At 55.5% G+C, this 17,101-nt stretch carries 13 protein-coding genes; 12 read left to right on the forward strand and 1 reads right to left on the reverse strand.

All coding sequences use genetic code 11. The features are described 5' to 3' along the window. From KQX66_RS14480 to gyrA, 10 genes are all read left to right on the forward strand, one after another. The coding region (locus KQX66_RS14480) for a dynamin family protein (RefSeq protein ID WP_253957161.1) at nucleotides 1–1,911 on the forward strand (1,911 nt) is incomplete at its 5' end. 413 nt (nucleotides 1,912–2,324) lie between these two features. Next, nucleotides 2,325–4,163 (forward strand): ABC transporter ATP-binding protein, encoded by a 1,839-nt coding sequence (locus KQX66_RS14485; RefSeq protein ID WP_216793560.1) that lies wholly within the window; start codon nucleotides 2,325–2,327, stop codon nucleotides 4,161–4,163. Beyond that, on the forward strand, nucleotides 4,160–6,010 hold the full coding sequence (locus KQX66_RS14490) for an ABC transporter ATP-binding protein (protein WP_438804194.1): 1,851 nt from the start codon (nucleotides 4,160–4,162) through the stop codon (nucleotides 6,008–6,010). Before KQX66_RS14485 ends, KQX66_RS14490 begins: the two co-directional genes overlap by 4 nt. A gap of 113 nt (nucleotides 6,011–6,123) precedes the next feature. Further along, a complete protein-coding gene (locus tag KQX66_RS14495) occupies nucleotides 6,124–6,891 on the forward strand; it encodes a sugar phosphate isomerase/epimerase family protein (protein ID WP_216793561.1) in 768 nt (255 codons plus the stop codon). A gap of 164 nt (nucleotides 6,892–7,055) precedes the next feature. Then, nucleotides 7,056–8,480 (forward strand): peptidoglycan DD-metalloendopeptidase family protein, encoded by a 1,425-nt coding sequence (locus tag KQX66_RS14500; RefSeq protein WP_216793562.1) that lies wholly within the window; start codon nucleotides 7,056–7,058, stop codon nucleotides 8,478–8,480. A 172-nt stretch (nucleotides 8,481–8,652) separates the two neighbouring features. Then, nucleotides 8,653–9,540, forward strand: coding sequence for a GDSL-type esterase/lipase family protein (locus tag KQX66_RS14505; protein WP_216793563.1), 888 nt, complete (start codon nucleotides 8,653–8,655; stop codon nucleotides 9,538–9,540). 18 nt (nucleotides 9,541–9,558) lie between these two features. Next, complete coding sequence (locus KQX66_RS14510; protein WP_216793564.1) at nucleotides 9,559–10,536, forward strand: ABC transporter ATP-binding protein; 978 nt, start codon at nucleotides 9,559–9,561, stop codon at nucleotides 10,534–10,536. Beyond that, nucleotides 10,529–11,521: a DUF2705 family protein gene (locus tag KQX66_RS14515; protein ID WP_216793565.1), complete on the forward strand. Its 993-nt coding sequence runs from the start codon at nucleotides 10,529–10,531 to the stop codon at nucleotides 11,519–11,521. Before KQX66_RS14510 ends, KQX66_RS14515 begins: the two co-directional genes overlap by 8 nt. A gap of 54 nt (nucleotides 11,522–11,575) precedes the next feature. Then, nucleotides 11,576–13,549 (forward strand): DNA topoisomerase IV subunit B, encoded by a 1,974-nt coding sequence (gene parE, locus KQX66_RS14520; RefSeq protein WP_216793566.1) that lies wholly within the window; start codon nucleotides 11,576–11,578, stop codon nucleotides 13,547–13,549. Between the two features lie 14 nt (nucleotides 13,550–13,563). After that, nucleotides 13,564–15,999, forward strand: a complete 2,436-nt coding sequence (gene gyrA / locus KQX66_RS14525) for a DNA gyrase subunit A (protein WP_216793567.1) — start codon at nucleotides 13,564–13,566, stop codon at nucleotides 15,997–15,999. Here the strand turns inward: gyrA and KQX66_RS14530 are convergent. After that, complete coding sequence (locus KQX66_RS14530; protein WP_216793568.1) at nucleotides 15,996–16,163, reverse strand: hypothetical protein; 168 nt, start codon at nucleotides 16,161–16,163, stop codon at nucleotides 15,996–15,998. The two genes, gyrA and KQX66_RS14530, sit on opposite strands and share 4 nt — an antisense overlap. A gap of 192 nt (nucleotides 16,164–16,355) precedes the next feature. Between KQX66_RS14530 and KQX66_RS14535 the strand changes: the two genes are divergently transcribed. Together KQX66_RS14535 and KQX66_RS37800 are read left to right on the forward strand one after the other, a co-directional pair. Next, nucleotides 16,356–16,775, forward strand: a complete 420-nt coding sequence (locus KQX66_RS14535) for a MarR family transcriptional regulator (RefSeq protein WP_253957162.1) — start codon at nucleotides 16,356–16,358, stop codon at nucleotides 16,773–16,775. Nucleotides 16,776–16,925: 150 nt separating this feature from the next. Next, nucleotides 16,926–17,009 carry a putative holin-like toxin gene (locus KQX66_RS37800; protein WP_220389023.1) on the forward strand — a complete coding sequence of 28 codons (84 nt, stop codon included), beginning with the start codon at nucleotides 16,926–16,928 and terminating at the stop codon, nucleotides 17,007–17,009. The last annotated feature ends 92 nt before the right edge of the window (nucleotides 17,010–17,101 follow it).

Below are 17,101 nucleotides of genomic sequence, written 5' to 3' on the forward strand. Positions count from 1 at the left end.
GACGCGCTCGCCGCAGGCGGACACCGGCGGCGGCTGCACGAAGCCGCCGCGCGCCTGGGCGGCGCCGCGCAGGAGCTGGCCGGCGCCGCGGCGCTGCAAAGCATCCGCCGCTCGCTCGAAGAGAAGGCGGAGCGGCTGGCGAACAACCGCTTCACCATCGCGCTCTTCGGCGCGTTCAGCGCGGGCAAATCGTCGTTCGCCAATGCGCTGATCGGCGAACGGGTGCTGCCGGTATCGCCGAATCCGACGACCGCGGCGATCAACAAAATCATGCCACCGGACCCGGAAGAGGGCTGGCCGCACGGCACGGCCAAAGTACGAATGAAAACGCCGGAACGGCTGGCCTCCGATGTCTTTTATTCGTTGGAAGTTTTGGGTGTAGATGTAAATTCGATGGATAAGGCGCTGGCTGCGATTCATAAGCTCGCAGCCGATCAAGTTCCAGGCAAGGGCAAGCCGCATTACGCATTCCTTAAAGCCGTCGAGAAGGGCTGGACGGAGATGAGCCCGCACCTGGGCCAAGAGCTGCGCGTCACGGCCGATGAGTTCGGCCGGTATGCTGCCGACGAGGCCAAATCATGCTTCGTCGAGCTGATCGAGCTGTACTACGCGAACCCGCTTACCGAGCAGGGCGTCGTGCTGGTCGATACGCCGGGAGCGGATTCCATTAACGCGCGTCATACCGGCGTAGCGTTCGATTACATCAAGAACGCCGACGCGATTTTGTTCGTTACGTATTATAATCATGCGTTTTCCCATGCGGATAAAGAGTTTTTGCTGCAGCTTGGACGCGTGAAAGACAGCTTTGAGCTGGATAAAATGTTTTTCATCGTCAATGCCGCCGACTTGGCTTCCTCGGCCGAAGAGCTGGAAGGGGTCGTCAGGCACGTCGAAACGAACCTGCTTCAGCATGGCATCCGGCACCCGCGGATTTATCCGCTGTCGAGCTACTATGCGCTTGAAGGGAAAATCCAGGAGGACCGGGAGACGGTCGAGCAATCGGGCATCTTGCGCTTCGAGCGGGAGTTCGTCCGCTTTACGTTCGCGGAGCTGACCGAGATGGCTGTCCGGGCCGGCGATGCGGATATCCGCCGTGCGGCCGATGTGCTCCAGCGCTGGATGGACAGTGCCCAGGCGGACGCTTCCGAGCGCCGCCGTCAAGCGGAAGCGCTGCGCACGGCGCTTGCCGAAGCCCAGAAGCGGCTTGCCGCCCCGAACACGGACGCGGAAGCCCGCGAGCTGTCCAAGGAAATTCAGGAGCTGCTGTACTATGTCAAGCAGCGCACGTCCTACCGTTTCGGCGATCTGTTCAATACGGCCTTCAACCCGGCCGTATTCCGCGACGACCGCCGCGATTCGAAAACGGTCATGCAGTCCGCTTGGGAGGACCTGAGACGGATGCTGTCCTTTGACTTGAACCAGGAAGTGCTGGCGACCACGCTGCGGATCGAGAACAAAATCAACCGTATGGCGGGCGACGCCTCGAAAAACTGGTCGGAAGCCGTCCGGACCGGAGGAATTCCGTCCTTCGAAGCCCCGGGGTTCGAGCCGTTTAAGCTAAAGACGCCCGAGCTGAATGCGATGCTGGAGGCAGCAGACGTACAGCCGAAGTGGCTGGCAGGCTTCTTTAAAAATGCGAAGCAGTTCTTCGAAGGCGACGGGAAAGCGGAGCTGCGCCGGGAGCTGGAAGCCCGGCTGAACGCGCCGATGACGCGCTTTGCCGATACGCAAGCGGCATTTCTGGAGGAAGCTTACGCGGAGCAGCTGCGAAGCGTGATGCAGGAGCTGGCGGACCGGCTCCGGCAGGCGCTGGAGGAGCATGGCGAAGGGCTGCTGGAAGCGCTAGAAATGAAGATCGATTTGAACGAGCTTCAGGCAAAGCACGGCAAATTGTTGAATTTTATTGGATGAAATGACGATATTTTTAGAGGAATGAGCCTCATTTTTGATGAGTGCCGAACGGTTACATCCGAGGTTGTCCGATGGCGGGCGACCTCGGATTTTTGTTTTCGTGAAAAGGCTTTCATTTCAACGATTTCGTATTATTCGGGAGAAATAGTAGCGCTGTGCTTCTATATTGTGACGATTTGAAGGAATACTCTGGGAAAATCAAGATTATGGGGCAACCCGTATTTGCCGCCCCTTGGGGATGATGCTACACTTCTTCTCATAGCTGAAACGCTTTCGGAGCCATCATTCCGCTTCGAAAGCCATTTTTGCTTTTGCGGCTCTACCGCCGTATTCCATGAGAAAAAAATGTGTCGGCAGAGGCTTTGCGCGGAAAGGAAGCGCTCTCGCAGCAAAGCCGGAGAAGGAGGAGCTCCATGGAAGTATTTAAGCAGCTGAAGGAGTTTTACTGGTCGGAACGAAGGTTTCTGTACGCCTCGATCGTTTGCCTGATGACGGCAACGGCGCTGGGACTCGTGTACCCGAATCTGCTTCGGTACTTGATCGACGAAGTGATTTCGAAAGGGCAGTTCTCGGCCGTCCCGTACCTGGCGCTTCTCGTGGCCGGCGTGATGATCGTCAAGGCGACCTTTCAGTTTCTGCACGGCGCGACCAGTGCACGGCTCGGCAACCAAACCGCATTCAACCTGCGGGCCGCCCTTTACCGGAAGCTGCAGTACTTGTCGTTTCAGTATTACGACAAAGCGCGCACAGGAGATTTGATGTCGCGCCTCACGGCCGATCTGCAAGCTGTACGGGATTTTATCGGCTTCGGCTTCGTCCAGATTTTGAACGTGATCATGATGTTCGCTTTTGGCGTGATCATGATGGTGTCGATCAATTGGCAGCTGACGCTCCTCACCATGATTTGCATGCCGTTCCTCGTCTATACGGCAATCCGGTTCGAGGGAAAAATTCATCCGGCATTCCGGTCGATCCGTCAATCGATGAGCAGCATGACGACCTCCGTGCAGGAGAACATTACCGGGGTAAGGACGGTCAAGTCGTTCGCGAGAGAGCCGCATGAAATCGACAAATTTGCCGAACGCAATGGAAACTACAAGGATAACAACGTGTTGACCGCAGGCATTTGGGCCAAATATTTTCCTCTGATGGAGCTGTTCGCCAACCTGAGCGTCGTCATTCTGCTCGGCGTCGGCGGCTGGATGGTGATGAACGAAAGCATTTCGCTCGGAGAGCTTGTCGCCTTTTTCAGCTTGATCTGGTACATCATCGGCCCGATGTGGGGCATCGGCTTTCATATCAACAACTTTACGCAATCGAAAGCGGCCGGCGAACGTCTGCTTGAGGTACTGCATCAATACGAACACGTGAAAAATAAAGAGAATGCAGTCGTTTTGCAGCCCGACCGGGTACAGGGCCACGTCCGGTTCGACAACGTGACCTTCGCGTATACGGATAAGCAGCCGGCGCTCACCGATTTCAATCTGGATGCGCCTGCGGGTTCGGTCATCGGTCTGCTAGGCGGTACAGGCTCCGGGAAATCGACGGTCATTCAGCTGCTTTTGCGGGCCTACAATGTGAAGGAAGGCCGGATTACGCTCGATGGAACGGACATTCGCGACATCACGCTGGAAAGTCTGCGCAGTCAAATGGCGATCGTTTTTCAGGAGACATTTCTGTTCTCTTCCAGCATCAGAGGCAATATCGCTTACGGCGTTGACGACGTGACCATGGAAGAGGTCATTCAGGCGGCGAAGCTGGCTAAAGCGCACGATTTCATCATGGAGCTGCCGATGGGCTACGATACGATCGTCGGCGAACGCGGCCTGGGCCTATCCGGCGGGCAAAAGCAGCGGATTGCGATTGCGCGGGCGCTGCTGAAAAATCCGAAAATTTTAATTCTCGACGATGCCACGAGTGCCGTAGATATGGAAACCGAGCACGAAATTCAACGAGGCTTCGAAGAGGTGATGAAGGGCCGTACGACGTTTATTATCGCGCACCGGATCTCTTCGCTGAAGCATGCGGATGAAATTTTGGTGCTGGATGAGGGCCGGATCGTGCAGCGGGGCACCCACGCCGAGCTTATGAAGCAGGAGGGGCCGTACCTCGAAACGTACAAAATTCAGTTTGCCGATCAGCCGGAGGAGATCGATGGTGATGCCGGTACCGATGAACAAGTGAAGCACAACGAGTCGACGGCGGAAGTGGCTGCTGCCTCTCAAGCCAACGTAAGGAGGTTTGCCCATTGAGCGGACAACGAAACCATTCATCCGGCGGTTCGAAGCCCGAAGGCGAGGAACTGCTGAAATCCCGGTTCGTCTATCAAGACGACGAGGAGCTTGACAAAGGGTTCGACTGGGTTCAGGTCAAGCGCGTCGGCAAATATATGAAGCCGTATGCGAAGCAGATGGCGCCCGTCATCCTGATTATGATGGCCGTCGGCGCTCTGACGAAGCTGCTGAATCCGCTTCTGATCGCCTTTGCGATCGACAACGCGCTGAAGCAGAAGGACGGCAAGTTGCTCGCACTCTGCGTAGGCGCCATGTTCGTGCTGTATATCATTCAATGGCTCGCGAACAACTACCGGATCCGGTATACGAACGAGATTGGCCAGAGGATCATCTACGATTTGCGCCACGATTTGTTCAGCCATATTCAGCGGCTGTCGTTCCGGTTTTTCGACAAACGTCCGGCCGGCTCGATTCTCGTTCGCGTGACGAACTATGTTAACTCGCTTCAAGACTTGCTGACGAATGGCGCGGTCAACCTGATGATCGACTGTGTGCAGCTGATCGGCATCATCTTCATCCTATTATTTTACAATGTCAAGCTGGGCGCTGCGATTATTGTCACGGTTCCGATCATGTTCCTGATTTCGACTCGGCTGCGCGTGAAAATTCGCCGCGCCTGGCAGGTCGTCCAGACGAAGACGTCGCGCATTAACGCGCATCTGAACGAATGCATCCAGGGCATCAAGGTGACGCAGGCGTTCACGCAGGAAAAGCAGAATATCGCTTATTTCGAGCAAATGAACCAGGATAACCATAAATCGTGGAACCGCGCATCGACCTTGAACCAGTCGTTTAACCCGATTATCGAGGTCACCGGGGCGGTCGGCTACTTTATTTTGTTCCTGCTTGGCGCTTATTTCATTCAAAGCGGGGAGATGACCGTCGGCTTGTTCGTAGCCTTCGCTTCTTACATCGGCAGCTTCTGGGAGCCGATCAACCGGCTCGGCCAAATGTATTCGCAGATGCTCATTGCGATGGCTTCGTCGGAGCGGATCTTCGAATATATCGACGAGCAGCCGAACGTGGCGGAGAAGCCTTCGGCCCGGCCGCTGCCGACGATTCGCGGAGATATCGACTTCAAGCAGGTGGAATTCGAATACGAGCCGGGACGGCATGCGCTTCAGCGAATCGATCTGAACGTGAAGGCCGGCCAATCGATCGCGCTTGTCGGCCATACCGGTTCGGGCAAAAGCACGATCATCAATCTGCTTTGCCGCTTTTACGATGTAACGGGAGGCAGCATTAGCATCGACGGTCACGATATCCGCGACGTGACGATTCAAAGCTTGCGTTCGCAGATCGGGATCGTGCTTCAGGACACATTCATTTTCTCCGGGACGATTCGCGACAACATCCGGTTCGGGCGGCTCGATGCGACCGACGAGGAGGTGGAGGCGGCGGCCAAGGCTGTCCGCGCTCACGAATTTATCGTGAATTTGCCGAACGGTTTCGATACCGAGGTGCAGGAGAGAGGGAACGTGTTGTCGATGGGGCAGCGCCAGCTGCTTTCGTTTGCCCGGGCGCTTCTGGCGGACCCGCGCATCCTCATTCTGGACGAGGCGACGGCCAGCATCGATACGGAGACGGAGCTGAAAATTCAAGAAGCGCTCAAGACGCTGATGGCGGGACGCACGTCCTTCATCATCGCTCACCGGTTGTCGACGATTCGTCATGCCGATCATATTCTCGTATTGGATCACGGACGAATTATGGAACAGGGCAATCACGAGGAGTTGATGCGTCACCAAGGCATTTATCATGGACTGATTCAAGCGCAGTACCGCTTTTTGAAAGAAACGGGTTAACAGATATTGGCCGGTGTGGTATGATTGTTAACGTGAACAATACCCACCGGAAGCGCATTGCCAGGCATCGTCTGCTTATGCGCTCTCCTTAAATCAAAGGAGCTGACATCGTTGTGAAAAACAAGTTTGCGGCACAATTGTATACGCTGCGTGACGAGCTGGAGAAAGATTTTCCGGGCGTGCTGCGGGAGCTGAAACGGATGGGCTGGAGCGGTGTGCAAATTTCCGGTTTGCGGGGCTATACCGCCGAAGAAATCGCATCCGTCCTCAAGGAGACGGGGCTTGGCACCGCCGGGATGCACGTTAGCTACGAAGCGCTGCAAAACGAGCTTGAAACGATCGTCGAGCAGGCCAAGCTGTTCGGTACGCGCGACCTGATCTGCCCGTTCATTGCCGCTGATCTGCGCGGCGAAGAAGGGTACCGGGCGGTACGCGCCAAGCTGAACGAAGTGGCGGCGAAGCTCGCTCCGCTCGGCTTCCGGCTCAGCTACCACAACCATGCGTTCGAGTTCGAGACGACCGTGAACGGGGTATCCGCGCTCGAATATTTGCTGGAGCCGTCCAAGGACAACGCCGTGCTGGCTGAAGTTGACGTATACTGGGTGAAAAAGGGCGGCCTCGATCCGGTGCCGTTTATCCGCCCTTATGCCGGCCGCATGCCGATCATTCACTTGAAGGACATGTCGAATGACGAACGTCAGACGTTTGCCGAAGTGGGTACGGGCGTCATCGACTTCATCCCGATTCTGCAGTGGGGCGAAGTGAGCGGCATCGAATGGTACGCGGTGGAGCAGGACGTTTGTCCGGGCAACCCGCTGGATAGTCTGCAAATCAGCTTAACCAATCTTCATCGCATGGCCGATCAACTGGCGTCCAAGTAAGCGGATCGTCATGTTATGACTGCCCTCGTCGTTTTTGCGCAAGCCGAAACGCCGGGGGTTTTTTGTTTTTTTGTCTACTCGTCGTACCTCCGACATATACATGGGGAAGTGAACTTGTTCGCTGCTACGAACATCGAAACGATCCGTTAAGGGAGGGAATGACGTTGAAAAAGCGCATTGTCACACCCGGCTTGCTGCTGGAGCTGGTGCAATGGGGAACGGCCTTTGCGGTCATCGTCGCCGTCTTGATCTCGGGCCGATGGTTCGCAAAAGCGCAGCCGGTCTATCGGTTTGACGTGTTTTTGGACGATCAGCATGTGGGGACGGTCAGCGACCCGGAAATTGTGAAGAAATGGAAGTTGTCCCGGTACGAAGAAGTAGAGCGGCAGTACGACAATGCGCGCGTCACGTCCAATCTAGAGCGGCTTCGGTTCGTTCGGTTCGAAGGAAACAAAGCGTTCCAAGGCGTATACGACAATGATGCGGTGATCGCCGCGCTGAACGATAAGCTAGTTTTTGCTTTTCTGGCAACGGAGATTCGGATTGACGGTACGGCGGTCGGCGTTGTGAAGGACGTCTTTACTGCCGCAGCCCTCCTGGATGAGGTGAAGGCGCCTTTCTTGAACGCGTCCAAGGAGAAGGGGGTTGCAATCTTGTCGGAAGCAGACGGCGGGTCCCGGCCGAAGGTGAAAGTGACCGCCGAGTTTACCCAGGACGTGCAGCTGCTCGAAACGGCCGTCGCCCCAGGTAAGGTCGAGCCGGTCGAAACGGTGCTGAACCGGCTTTTAAGCGGCGCCGACCAGCCTTTCGCGTATACGGTGCAGAAAGGGGATTGCCTCTCAATAATTGCACAGAAGTTTCAAGTATCTGCCGATGTAATCCGGGCAAACAACCCGCAGATCAAGAAGGATTTGATCCGCGTCGGACAGACGCTTCAGCTTTCGGTCAATCAGCCGCTTTTGTCGGTCAAAACGGTCGAGACGCGTACCGAGCAGGTCCGAATAGCGAGCGGCATTGTTTACGAAAAAGACAGCGAGCTGCAGGCGGGCGTCATTCAGATCGTGGCGAGCGGCAAGCCCGGCTGGAAGCAAGTGACCTACGAAGCCGTTCGCGTGAACGGCGAGCCAGCAAGCGAGTCGGTAGTCGACGAAACGATACTTGAATTGCCGGTACGGACGGTCGTGAAGCAAGGGACGAAAGTGATTCCAGGCGTAGGTACGGGGAAGTTCGCCCTGCCGGTGCTGCAGCCCAAAGTAACGAGCGAATTCGGGCTGCGCTGGGGGAAAAATCACAACGGTACGGATTTTGTCTCGGAGCAAAAGGCGATTATGGCTGCCGATCACGGCGAGGTGACATATGCCGGCTGGAAATCGGGCTACGGCAACTGCATCGTCATCGATCACCAGAACGGGTATGAGACGCTGTACGGGCATCTTAGCAAAGTCGTAGTCCGTGAAGGGGATGGCGTCAAGAAAGGCGAAAAAATCGGCGTGATGGGCAGCACAGGGAACTCGACCGGCGTCCATCTGCATTTCGAGATCATCAAGAACGGCCAACAGCAAAATCCGCTTAAATATTTGAGCGTCTGAACTCCAATTTGACGCTTTTCTTCGCGTGTCGATTACCCTCGGTTATCCCTCTTTCAATCCCCTCTTTTCCCCAAAGTTTGCAAATCGCGCGGCAAACCGCTACTCTAAAATGTATAGTTACTGAAGTGATCAGTCCTTGCAGATGAAGCTGCTGAAAACTGGGGGAGAACGCATGAGATCCACGCGATGGTTGTGGCGGACCGTCGGCTTTGCCGCGCTGTTATCGACGGTGCTGTGTGCTGTCGGATTTGCCTACGGCATCAATCAGATTATTTTTCCGAAGCCCGTTGCGCGCGACGCAACAGAGGCTCCGCAGCAGCCCGCTGCGAAACCGAAGACGGACAATTGGGAAGCGAAGGATCAGATCCGAATCGTGGCGCTAGGAGATTCGCTGAGCGCAGGCACCGGCGATTTGTCGGGCAAAGGGTATGTCGGCGACGTAAGGGACAAGCTGGAGAAGCAGCTGGGAAAGCCGGTGTTCGTCTACAACAATTTTGCGATTCCGGGTTATCGGACGGCCGATTTGCTTAAGGATTGGGACAAGAAAGCCGACATCGCCAAGTCGCTTGCCGAGGCGGATCTGGTGCTGCTGACGATCGGGGGCAACGATTTGTTCCAGGGCGGAGCGGGTATCTTCGGACCGGGCGACGGCGCCGAAGCGCCGAAAAGCACCCCGGGCTCGCCGGATCAGGAGGCCGGAGCGGGCTTTAACCCGAAAGCGGCGGCGGAGCGCATCCCGGATGCATTAAAGAGCCTTGAGCAAATTTTCGACCGGGTTAGCAAGGCGAGCCCGCATGCGCGAATTTTTTACGTCGGCCTGTACCATCCGTTCCTCGATCTGGACCCCCAACGCGAAGGGGCTCCGCTCATCCAGCAGTGGAACGCGGCGGCGTTCGATTTGGCGAACCGGTACCCGAACATCACGCTGGTGCCGACGTACGATTTGTTCGAGCTGAATTTGAACAAGTATTTGTATACGGATCATTTTCATCCGAACCAGGACGGCTACGACCGGATCGCGGACCGGATCGCGGATCGGATCGTCGACATTTTAAAATAGCGGGGAGGACGGAAGCGCATGGCTCAGGCCGGAGAACAGCATCGGAAAGGCAGAGACGCGGACATTGTTCTGGCGGTCGATAACGTAAAAAAGACGATCGGCAAACGGCTGATCATCAAAGGCATTTCGTTCGACGTGCGCGCCGGGGAGATCTTCGGCTTTCTCGGACCGAACGGCTCGGGAAAAACGACGACGATCCGAATGCTGGTAGACTTGATCAAGCCGACGGAAGGCTCGATCCGCATCTGCGGCTACGACGTGAATAAGGAGCATAACGAAGCGCTGCAGTACGTCGGCTGTATCGTGGAAAATCCGGAGCTGTATTCGTACCTCAGCGGTTGGGAAAACCTGGAGCATTTTGCCCGCATGCTGCCGGGCGTGGGGGAGAAGCGTATCCGCGAAGTGGTGGACATCGTCGGCATGGATGCGCGCATTCACGATAAAGTTAAAACGTACTCGCTGGGCATGCGGCAGCGTCTCGGTATCGCCCAAGCGCTTCTGAACGATCCAAAGCTGCTTATTTTGGACGAGCCGACCAACGGACTCGATCCGCAAGGGATCAAGGAGCTGCGGGAATTTATCCGCCAGCTGGCCGAGAGCGGGCTCAGCTTGTTCATTTCCAGCCATCTGCTCAGCGAAATTCAGCAAATGTGCGACCGCGTCGCCATAATAAGCCACGGCGAGGTCATTACGGTCGGCGAGGTATCGTCGCTTGTGGACGAATCCGTCAGCACGGTCGTTTGGAGCGTACTTCCGGCGGAGACGGCGCTAAAGGTTCTGCAATCGCATCCCGAGGTGCAGTCGGTCTCGTTCGCGGATGAGGCCGGGACGGAGATAGGGGTGCCGCGGCTGGTTGCTCTGCAAAATCCGGAGGCGATTCCGGAGCTGTCGAGGCAGCTTATGGAAGCGAGCGTTGCGCTCCACGGCATCGAAATCAAGCTTCCGACTCTGGAAGATTTATTCCTGAAGCTGACGGAGGGTGAGCGCATTGGTTAGTTTGTATCCGCTGGTCAAGAACGAGTGCATCAAAATGATCAAAAAAAAGCGGCTGCTCGTCGTGCTGCTTATTTTGGCCGCGATCATCCCGATGTTCACCTATGCGCAGATGAAAGTGGCGGAGAGCAACCGGAAGCAGTTCGGGACGACCGACTGGCGGGTCGAGCAGCGGCAGAAGATTGTGGACTATACCCGCAGTCTCAGCAGCGGACGCGTGCCTGAGGAATGGAAGCAGTGGCGCCGCGTTGAAGTGAAGCTGGCCCAGTACTATCTGGATAAAGATGTGAATCCGGCCGAGCCGAACGGGGTAACCTTTACTAGAGAGTTTGTGAAAAATGCCGTAAATTTGTTCATTCCTCTCATGGTTATGGTCGTTGCTGCCGATATGGTATCCGGGGAGCATACGACAGGGACGATCAAGCTGCTGCTGACGCGTCCGGTGCAGCGCTGGAAAGTCCTCTTGAGCAAGCTGCTGAGCCTGATCTTGTTCACTTCGTTTATCGTGATTGCGACAGCCATTTTATGCTATCTTATTTCCGGCGTCGTATTCGGCTACGGAGGCTGGGACATGCCAGTGTTCTTCGGGTTTCAGGTGAAGGGGACCGAGGTCGACTTTTCGTTCGTCCGGCCGGTGGACAACTGGCTGTACCTGATCATGGAATTGGGGCTGGTCTGGTATGCGGCGCTCATCGTCGCGGTAATGACACTGATGATCTCGGTGCTCGTGCGCAGCACGGCGGCGGGCATGGGCATCATGCTGGCGCTGCTCATCTCGGGCACGATCTTGACGAATATGGTCTCTTCTTGGGAGGCGGCCAAATATTTGTTCATGGTCAACTTGAACTTGACAACGTATCTCAGCGGGACGCTTCCGCCCATCAAAGGCATGGATTTGCCGTTCTCCTTGGCGGTGTTGACCGTATGGGGAATCGCGTCGGTGATCGTCTCGTTTGCGGTATTCACGAAAAAAGATGTATTGAACTAATCCGTTCAAATGTTATAATGTTGCGGAGACATAGGTGTTTTTAGGGAGGCTGCGATGGCGGATCAACTCGATTTGTTTGGAAAAACGACAGCAGCGCCGGCGGACTACGGTGCAGACGATATCCAGGTGCTCGAAGGACTGGTAGCGGTACGCAAGCGGCCGGGGATGTATATCGGCAGTACCAGCACGTCCGGGCTTCACCATCTGATATGGGAAATCGTCGATAACGCCGTAGATGAGCATCTGGCCAAGCATTGTACACAGATCGACGTGACGATTCATAAGGATCAGTCCGTGACGGTGTGCGACAACGGCCGCGGCATTCCGACCGGCATGCACAAAACGGGGATTCCCACACCGCAGGTGGTGTTTACGATGCTTCATGCCGGCGGCAAGTTCGGCGGCGGGGGATATAAAAAGTCCGGCGGTCTGCACGGCGTAGGCGCTTCCGTGACGAATGCGCTGTCCGAATGGCTTGAAGTGGAAATTTACCGCGAAGGCAAAACACACCGCCAGCGGTTTGAATATTGGGTCGACGAACAAGGCAAGGAGCATGTCGGAGAGCCTGTCACTGGTCTGGAAGTGATCGGTTCTACGCGCAAAAGTGGAACGAAGGTGACGTTCAAGCCCGACAAGCGCGTCTTTCAGGGCGGAACGACGATCAATTTCGATACGCTCTACGAGCGGCTGCAGGAAATCGCCTTTTTGAATTCGGGGTTGAAGGTTACGCTGACCGATCAGCGCGCGGATAAGCAGGAGGAGTTCCAATACGAAGGCGGCGCCAGCCAGTTCGTGCAGTTCCTGAACGAGGAAAAAACGGTGCTGCACGACGTCATTCACTTTGTAGCGGAAAAAGACGAAATCGAAGTCGAAGTGGCGATGCAGTATAACGACGGCTATACGGAGACGATCGTGTCCTTCGTCAACTCGATTCCGACGCGCGGCGGGGGGACGCACGAAACGGGCTTCAAAACCGCCTATACCCGCGTCATGAACGACTATGCGCGCAAGAACGGCATGCTCAAGGAAAAGGAGAAAAACCTGGATGGGCAGGACCTGCGCGAAGGCATGATGGCGGTCATCAACATCAAGATGGGCGAGGTCGAATTCGTCGGCCAGACGAAGGACCAGCTCGGCAGCGCTTCGGCGCGGAGCGCGGTCGATTCGGTCGTCTCCGATAAAATGGCGGTATTCCTCGAGGAAAATCCGCAGGTCGCGCAGATGATCATGAAGAAGGCGATCCAGTCGGCCAAAGCGCGCGAGGCGGCGAGAAAGGCGCGGGAAGAGGTGCGCAGCGGCAAGAAGGGCAAGAGCGAAAGCTCGAACCTTGGCGGCAAGCTGACGCCGGCGCAATCGAAGGACTATACCCGCAACGAGCTGTTCATCGTCGAAGGCGATTCCGCCGGCGGGTCGGCGAAGCAGGGGCGCGATTCGAAGCATCAGGCGATTTTGCCGCTCAAGGGCAAGCCGATGAACCCGGAGAAGGCCAAGCTGCTCGATATTATGAAAAACGACGAATACAAGGCGATCATTGCCGCCATCGGCGCAGGGGTCGGCCCGGAATTCGACGAGTCGGAAAGCAATTATGCGAAAATTATCATTATGACGGATGCCGATACCGACGGTGCGCATATTCAGGTGCTGCTTCTGACATTCTTCTACCGGTACATGAAGCCGCTCATCGACGCGGGTAAGGTGTATATCGCCCAGCCGCCGCTGTTCAAGGTGACGAAAAAAGCGGGCAAAAACAGCACGATCCGTTACGCTTGGACCGACGAGCAGCTGCACGCGCTAACCAAAGAGCTCGGCAAAAACATCGAGCTGCAGCGTTACAAAGGACTCGGTGAGATGAACCCCGACCAGCTCTGGGAAACGACAATGGACCCGGCGACGCGCACGCTGCTGCAGGTGCAGATCGAAGATGCGGCCAAAGCCGAGCGGCGCGTATCTACGCTGATGGGGGATAAAGTCGATCCGCGGAAGCGCTGGATCATCGAGAACGTGGACTTCACGGAATTTGAAGAATAAACGGGGGGCCTTTTGTGAGTATCTCGGAAAATTTTTTGCCGGCCTTTCTGGAAGAGGTTGTAGGCGACCGGTTCGGCCGGTATTCCAAATATATCATTCAAGACCGCGCGATCCCGGACGTGCGGGACGGCTTAAAGCCGGTGCAGCGGCGTATTCTGTACGCCATGTACGATTCCGGGAACACGCCGGATAAGCCGTACCGCAAATCGGCGAAGACGGTCGGGGATGTAATGGGTAATTACCATCCGCACGGCGACGCTTCGATTTATGAAGGCATGGTGCGGATGGCGCAGCCTTGGAAAATGAGCCATGTCCTGGTTGACGGCCATGGTAACTGGGGCTCGATGGACGACGACCCGCCGGCTGCGATGCGGTATACCGAAGCGCGGTTATCCGAAATCGCCATGGAGCTGCTGCGGGACATCGAGAAGCGGACGGTCCAGTTCAAGGATAACTTCGACAATACGACGAAGGAGCCGGTCGTGCTGCCTTCGCGATTTCCGAATTTGCTCGTTAACGGCGTTAGCGGGATCTCGTCCGGGTTTGCGACGGAAATTCCGCCGCACAGCCTGCGCGAGGTGATCAATGCCTGCATTGCGTTGATCGATAAGCCGGACAGCACGCTGGAGGAATTGATGGGCACTATCAAAGGCCCGGATTTTCCGACCGGCGGCATTATTATGGGCTCGGAAGGGATACGCGACGCGTATCGAACCGGCCGGGGCCGCATCTATGTGCGGGCGCGCACGGCGATCGAGGACCTGCGCGGCGGACGCCAGCAGATCGTCATAACCGAAATTCCTTACCAAGTTGTGAAATCCCGCCTGGTAACGACGATGGAGAATATCCGTCTGGAGAAAAAACTCGAAGGCATAGCGGAGGTTCGCGACGAAAGCGGCCGCGAGGGTCTTCGTATTGTCGTCGAGCTGAAAAAGGATGCGGATGCGCAGGGGATTTTGGCGTATTTGTTTAAGAAAACCGACCTGCAGGTAGCCTATAATTTCAACATGGTCGCCATCGTCAACAAGACGCCGAAGCAGCTCGGGCTGCGCGATATGCTGGAGGCCTACATCGACCACCAGAAAGAAGTGGTTACCCACCGCTCGCGATTCGAGCTGGAGAAGGCGGAAGACCGCGCCCATGTGCTCGAAGGGCTGGTTAAGGCGCTCAACATCCTGGACGAGGTTATCGCCGCGATTAAAGCGTCGAAAAACCGTCAGGACGCCCAGAACAACCTCGTCGCCAAATTCGGCTTTACCGAACGGCAAGCCGATGCGATTTTGACCTTGCAGCTGTATCGTTTGACGAATCTGGAGATTCATTCTTTGGAAAAAGAATGGAAGGATGTTCAGAAAACGATCGCGTACCTGAAAGGGATTCTTGGCAGCGAGAAGAAGCTTTTGGCTGTCATTAAGGATGAAATGTCGCAAATCCGCGACAAGTACGGCATCGATCGCCGATCGGACATCCAGGACGAAGTGGAAGAGCTTAAAGTCAATCTGGAAGTCATGGTGACGGCCGAAGACGTCTTCGTTACGCTTTCCAGTGAAGGCTATATCAAGCGTACGGGCAAGCTGTCCTTTATCCGTTCCGGTGGCGAGATTGACAAGACGGGTCTGAAGGAAGGCGACTATCTTCGCTATCTGCTCGACGTCAATACGCTGGAGAGCCTGCTGATTTTCACGCAGAAGGGGCAATACTTCCTGCTGCCGGTGCATCAAATTCCGGAGTACAAATGGAAGGAGAACGGCACCGCCATCGTCAACGTCATCCCGATTTCCAAGGACGACCGCATTATTCACGTGCTGCCGGTCAAGGATTTCGAGGAGCCGGGCAAGTCGCTCGTGTTCGTGACGCGCAAAGGGCAGGTCAAACGGACCGAGCTGAAGGAATATTTTACGAACCGTTCGACCGGGATCGTCGCTTGCAAAGTGGGCGATCAGGACGCGGTGATCAATGTCTTGCTTAGCACGGGCTCAAAGGAGCTGCTGCTGGTGACGAAGCAGGGGATGGCCATCCGCTTCAAGGAGGACGAAGTGAATCCGATGGGACGCGCCGCTGCCGGGGTTCGCGGCATTCAGCTTAAGGATGACGATGAGGTCGTAGCCGCCGATTGGATCGACGGGGACGAAGGCGAAGTCGTCGTCATGACGGAGCTCGGGTATGCGAAGCGTTCGCTCGTTGCGGATTATCCGATTCAAGGACGCGGGGGCAAAGGGATTATTACGTTCGAATTCAAGGAGGGCAAGCGGGTAAAGCCGAACGGATCGGAGCTGAAGGGCGCTTTTGTTGTTAAAGAGCCGTTCGACCTGACCGCCATCCTTAGTACAGGCGGAAGAGTGACGTTCTCGACCGAGCAGACGCCGATCGATGACCGCAAATCTACAGGGAAATACGTCGTACCGGCCAATAAGAACGAAACGGTAACGGATATTTTGAAAATCACTTAATCATAGCTGGTGTATTGCGGCTCGAGCTTTTCGAGCAGCTCCAGCATCAATTGCAGAACGGCCCATACCGGCATCGAATCGTCCAGCTTTTCGAGCCAGTTTGGGTCGTTTATGATTCCTTTGGTCAATGCGTTTTCTCCGATTTTGCGCTTCCAGTCTTCCATTCTTCCACTCCTTGTCTTCCATGGATTGACAAGCTCCGCGTATAGGCGAATGTCCCATGTGCAGTATATGTTGAACTCCGTCAAAAGGTACCTGATTTTATCGTTTTATGTCCTAAAATATTCATGGGGTTAACCTTTAAAAAGACGGAGGTCAATGCTATAATTAGGGAAAAGATTGGTTTTTCGGGAGTGATGATTGTGATAACTCAGGAATTTGCCAAGCTGTGGTGGAAATTGTCCAAAGATTTGCGCACGCATATGGAAACGGAGCTTGCTCCGACGCTGACGGAAGGACAGCTTACGGTGCTCGAAAGGCTGTTGGCTTCCGAGCAAGACCGGATGAAGCCTTCGGATTTCATCGAGTATTTGGCGACGACGCCCGCGGCGATTACGACGCTGCTTGACCGGATGGAAAAGAGCGGGTTAATTGCAAGAGAGCGGGACGAGAAGGACCGCCGTATCGTGTGGGTATTGGTAACGGAGAAGGGGCGCTTCGAATGCGAACGCGGCGTGCAAATCCGCGAACGTTTTTTGCAGCAATATTTGAGCCGAATTTCCTCGCACAATCAGCAATTGCTCGTATACTTGCTGGGCAAGGTTGCCAATGCTTAGCGTTTTCGTAAAGTAAAATACGAAAATATGTTCTCATTTGTCATGGCGTATGGTATAATGTGGATGCAATAGGCAAAGGCACTCAAGGACGGTTGGCACACCCCTGCCATTCATGGGTTCGCATCGGCGAATCCGGAAGGAGGTGATGCCATGGAAGTAAAGGATGCCGTAACGTTGATGTTCATGTTCGGCATGTTTATTCTCGCTTTACTTTCCTACTTAAAAAAGAAGTAGACCTCCCTTGAGCCTTGGAACCCGAGAGGTCTACCGCTTGGTTATTCCTTGCGCCGATCGCCTTGAGGGCAATCTATTGTAGCGAGGTCGCG

Origin of the sequence: Paenibacillus oleatilyticus, assembly GCF_018998565.1 — a bacterium.
GTDB classification, from domain to species: Bacteria; Bacillota; Bacilli; order Paenibacillales; family NBRC-103111; genus Paenibacillus_G; species Paenibacillus_G oleatilyticus.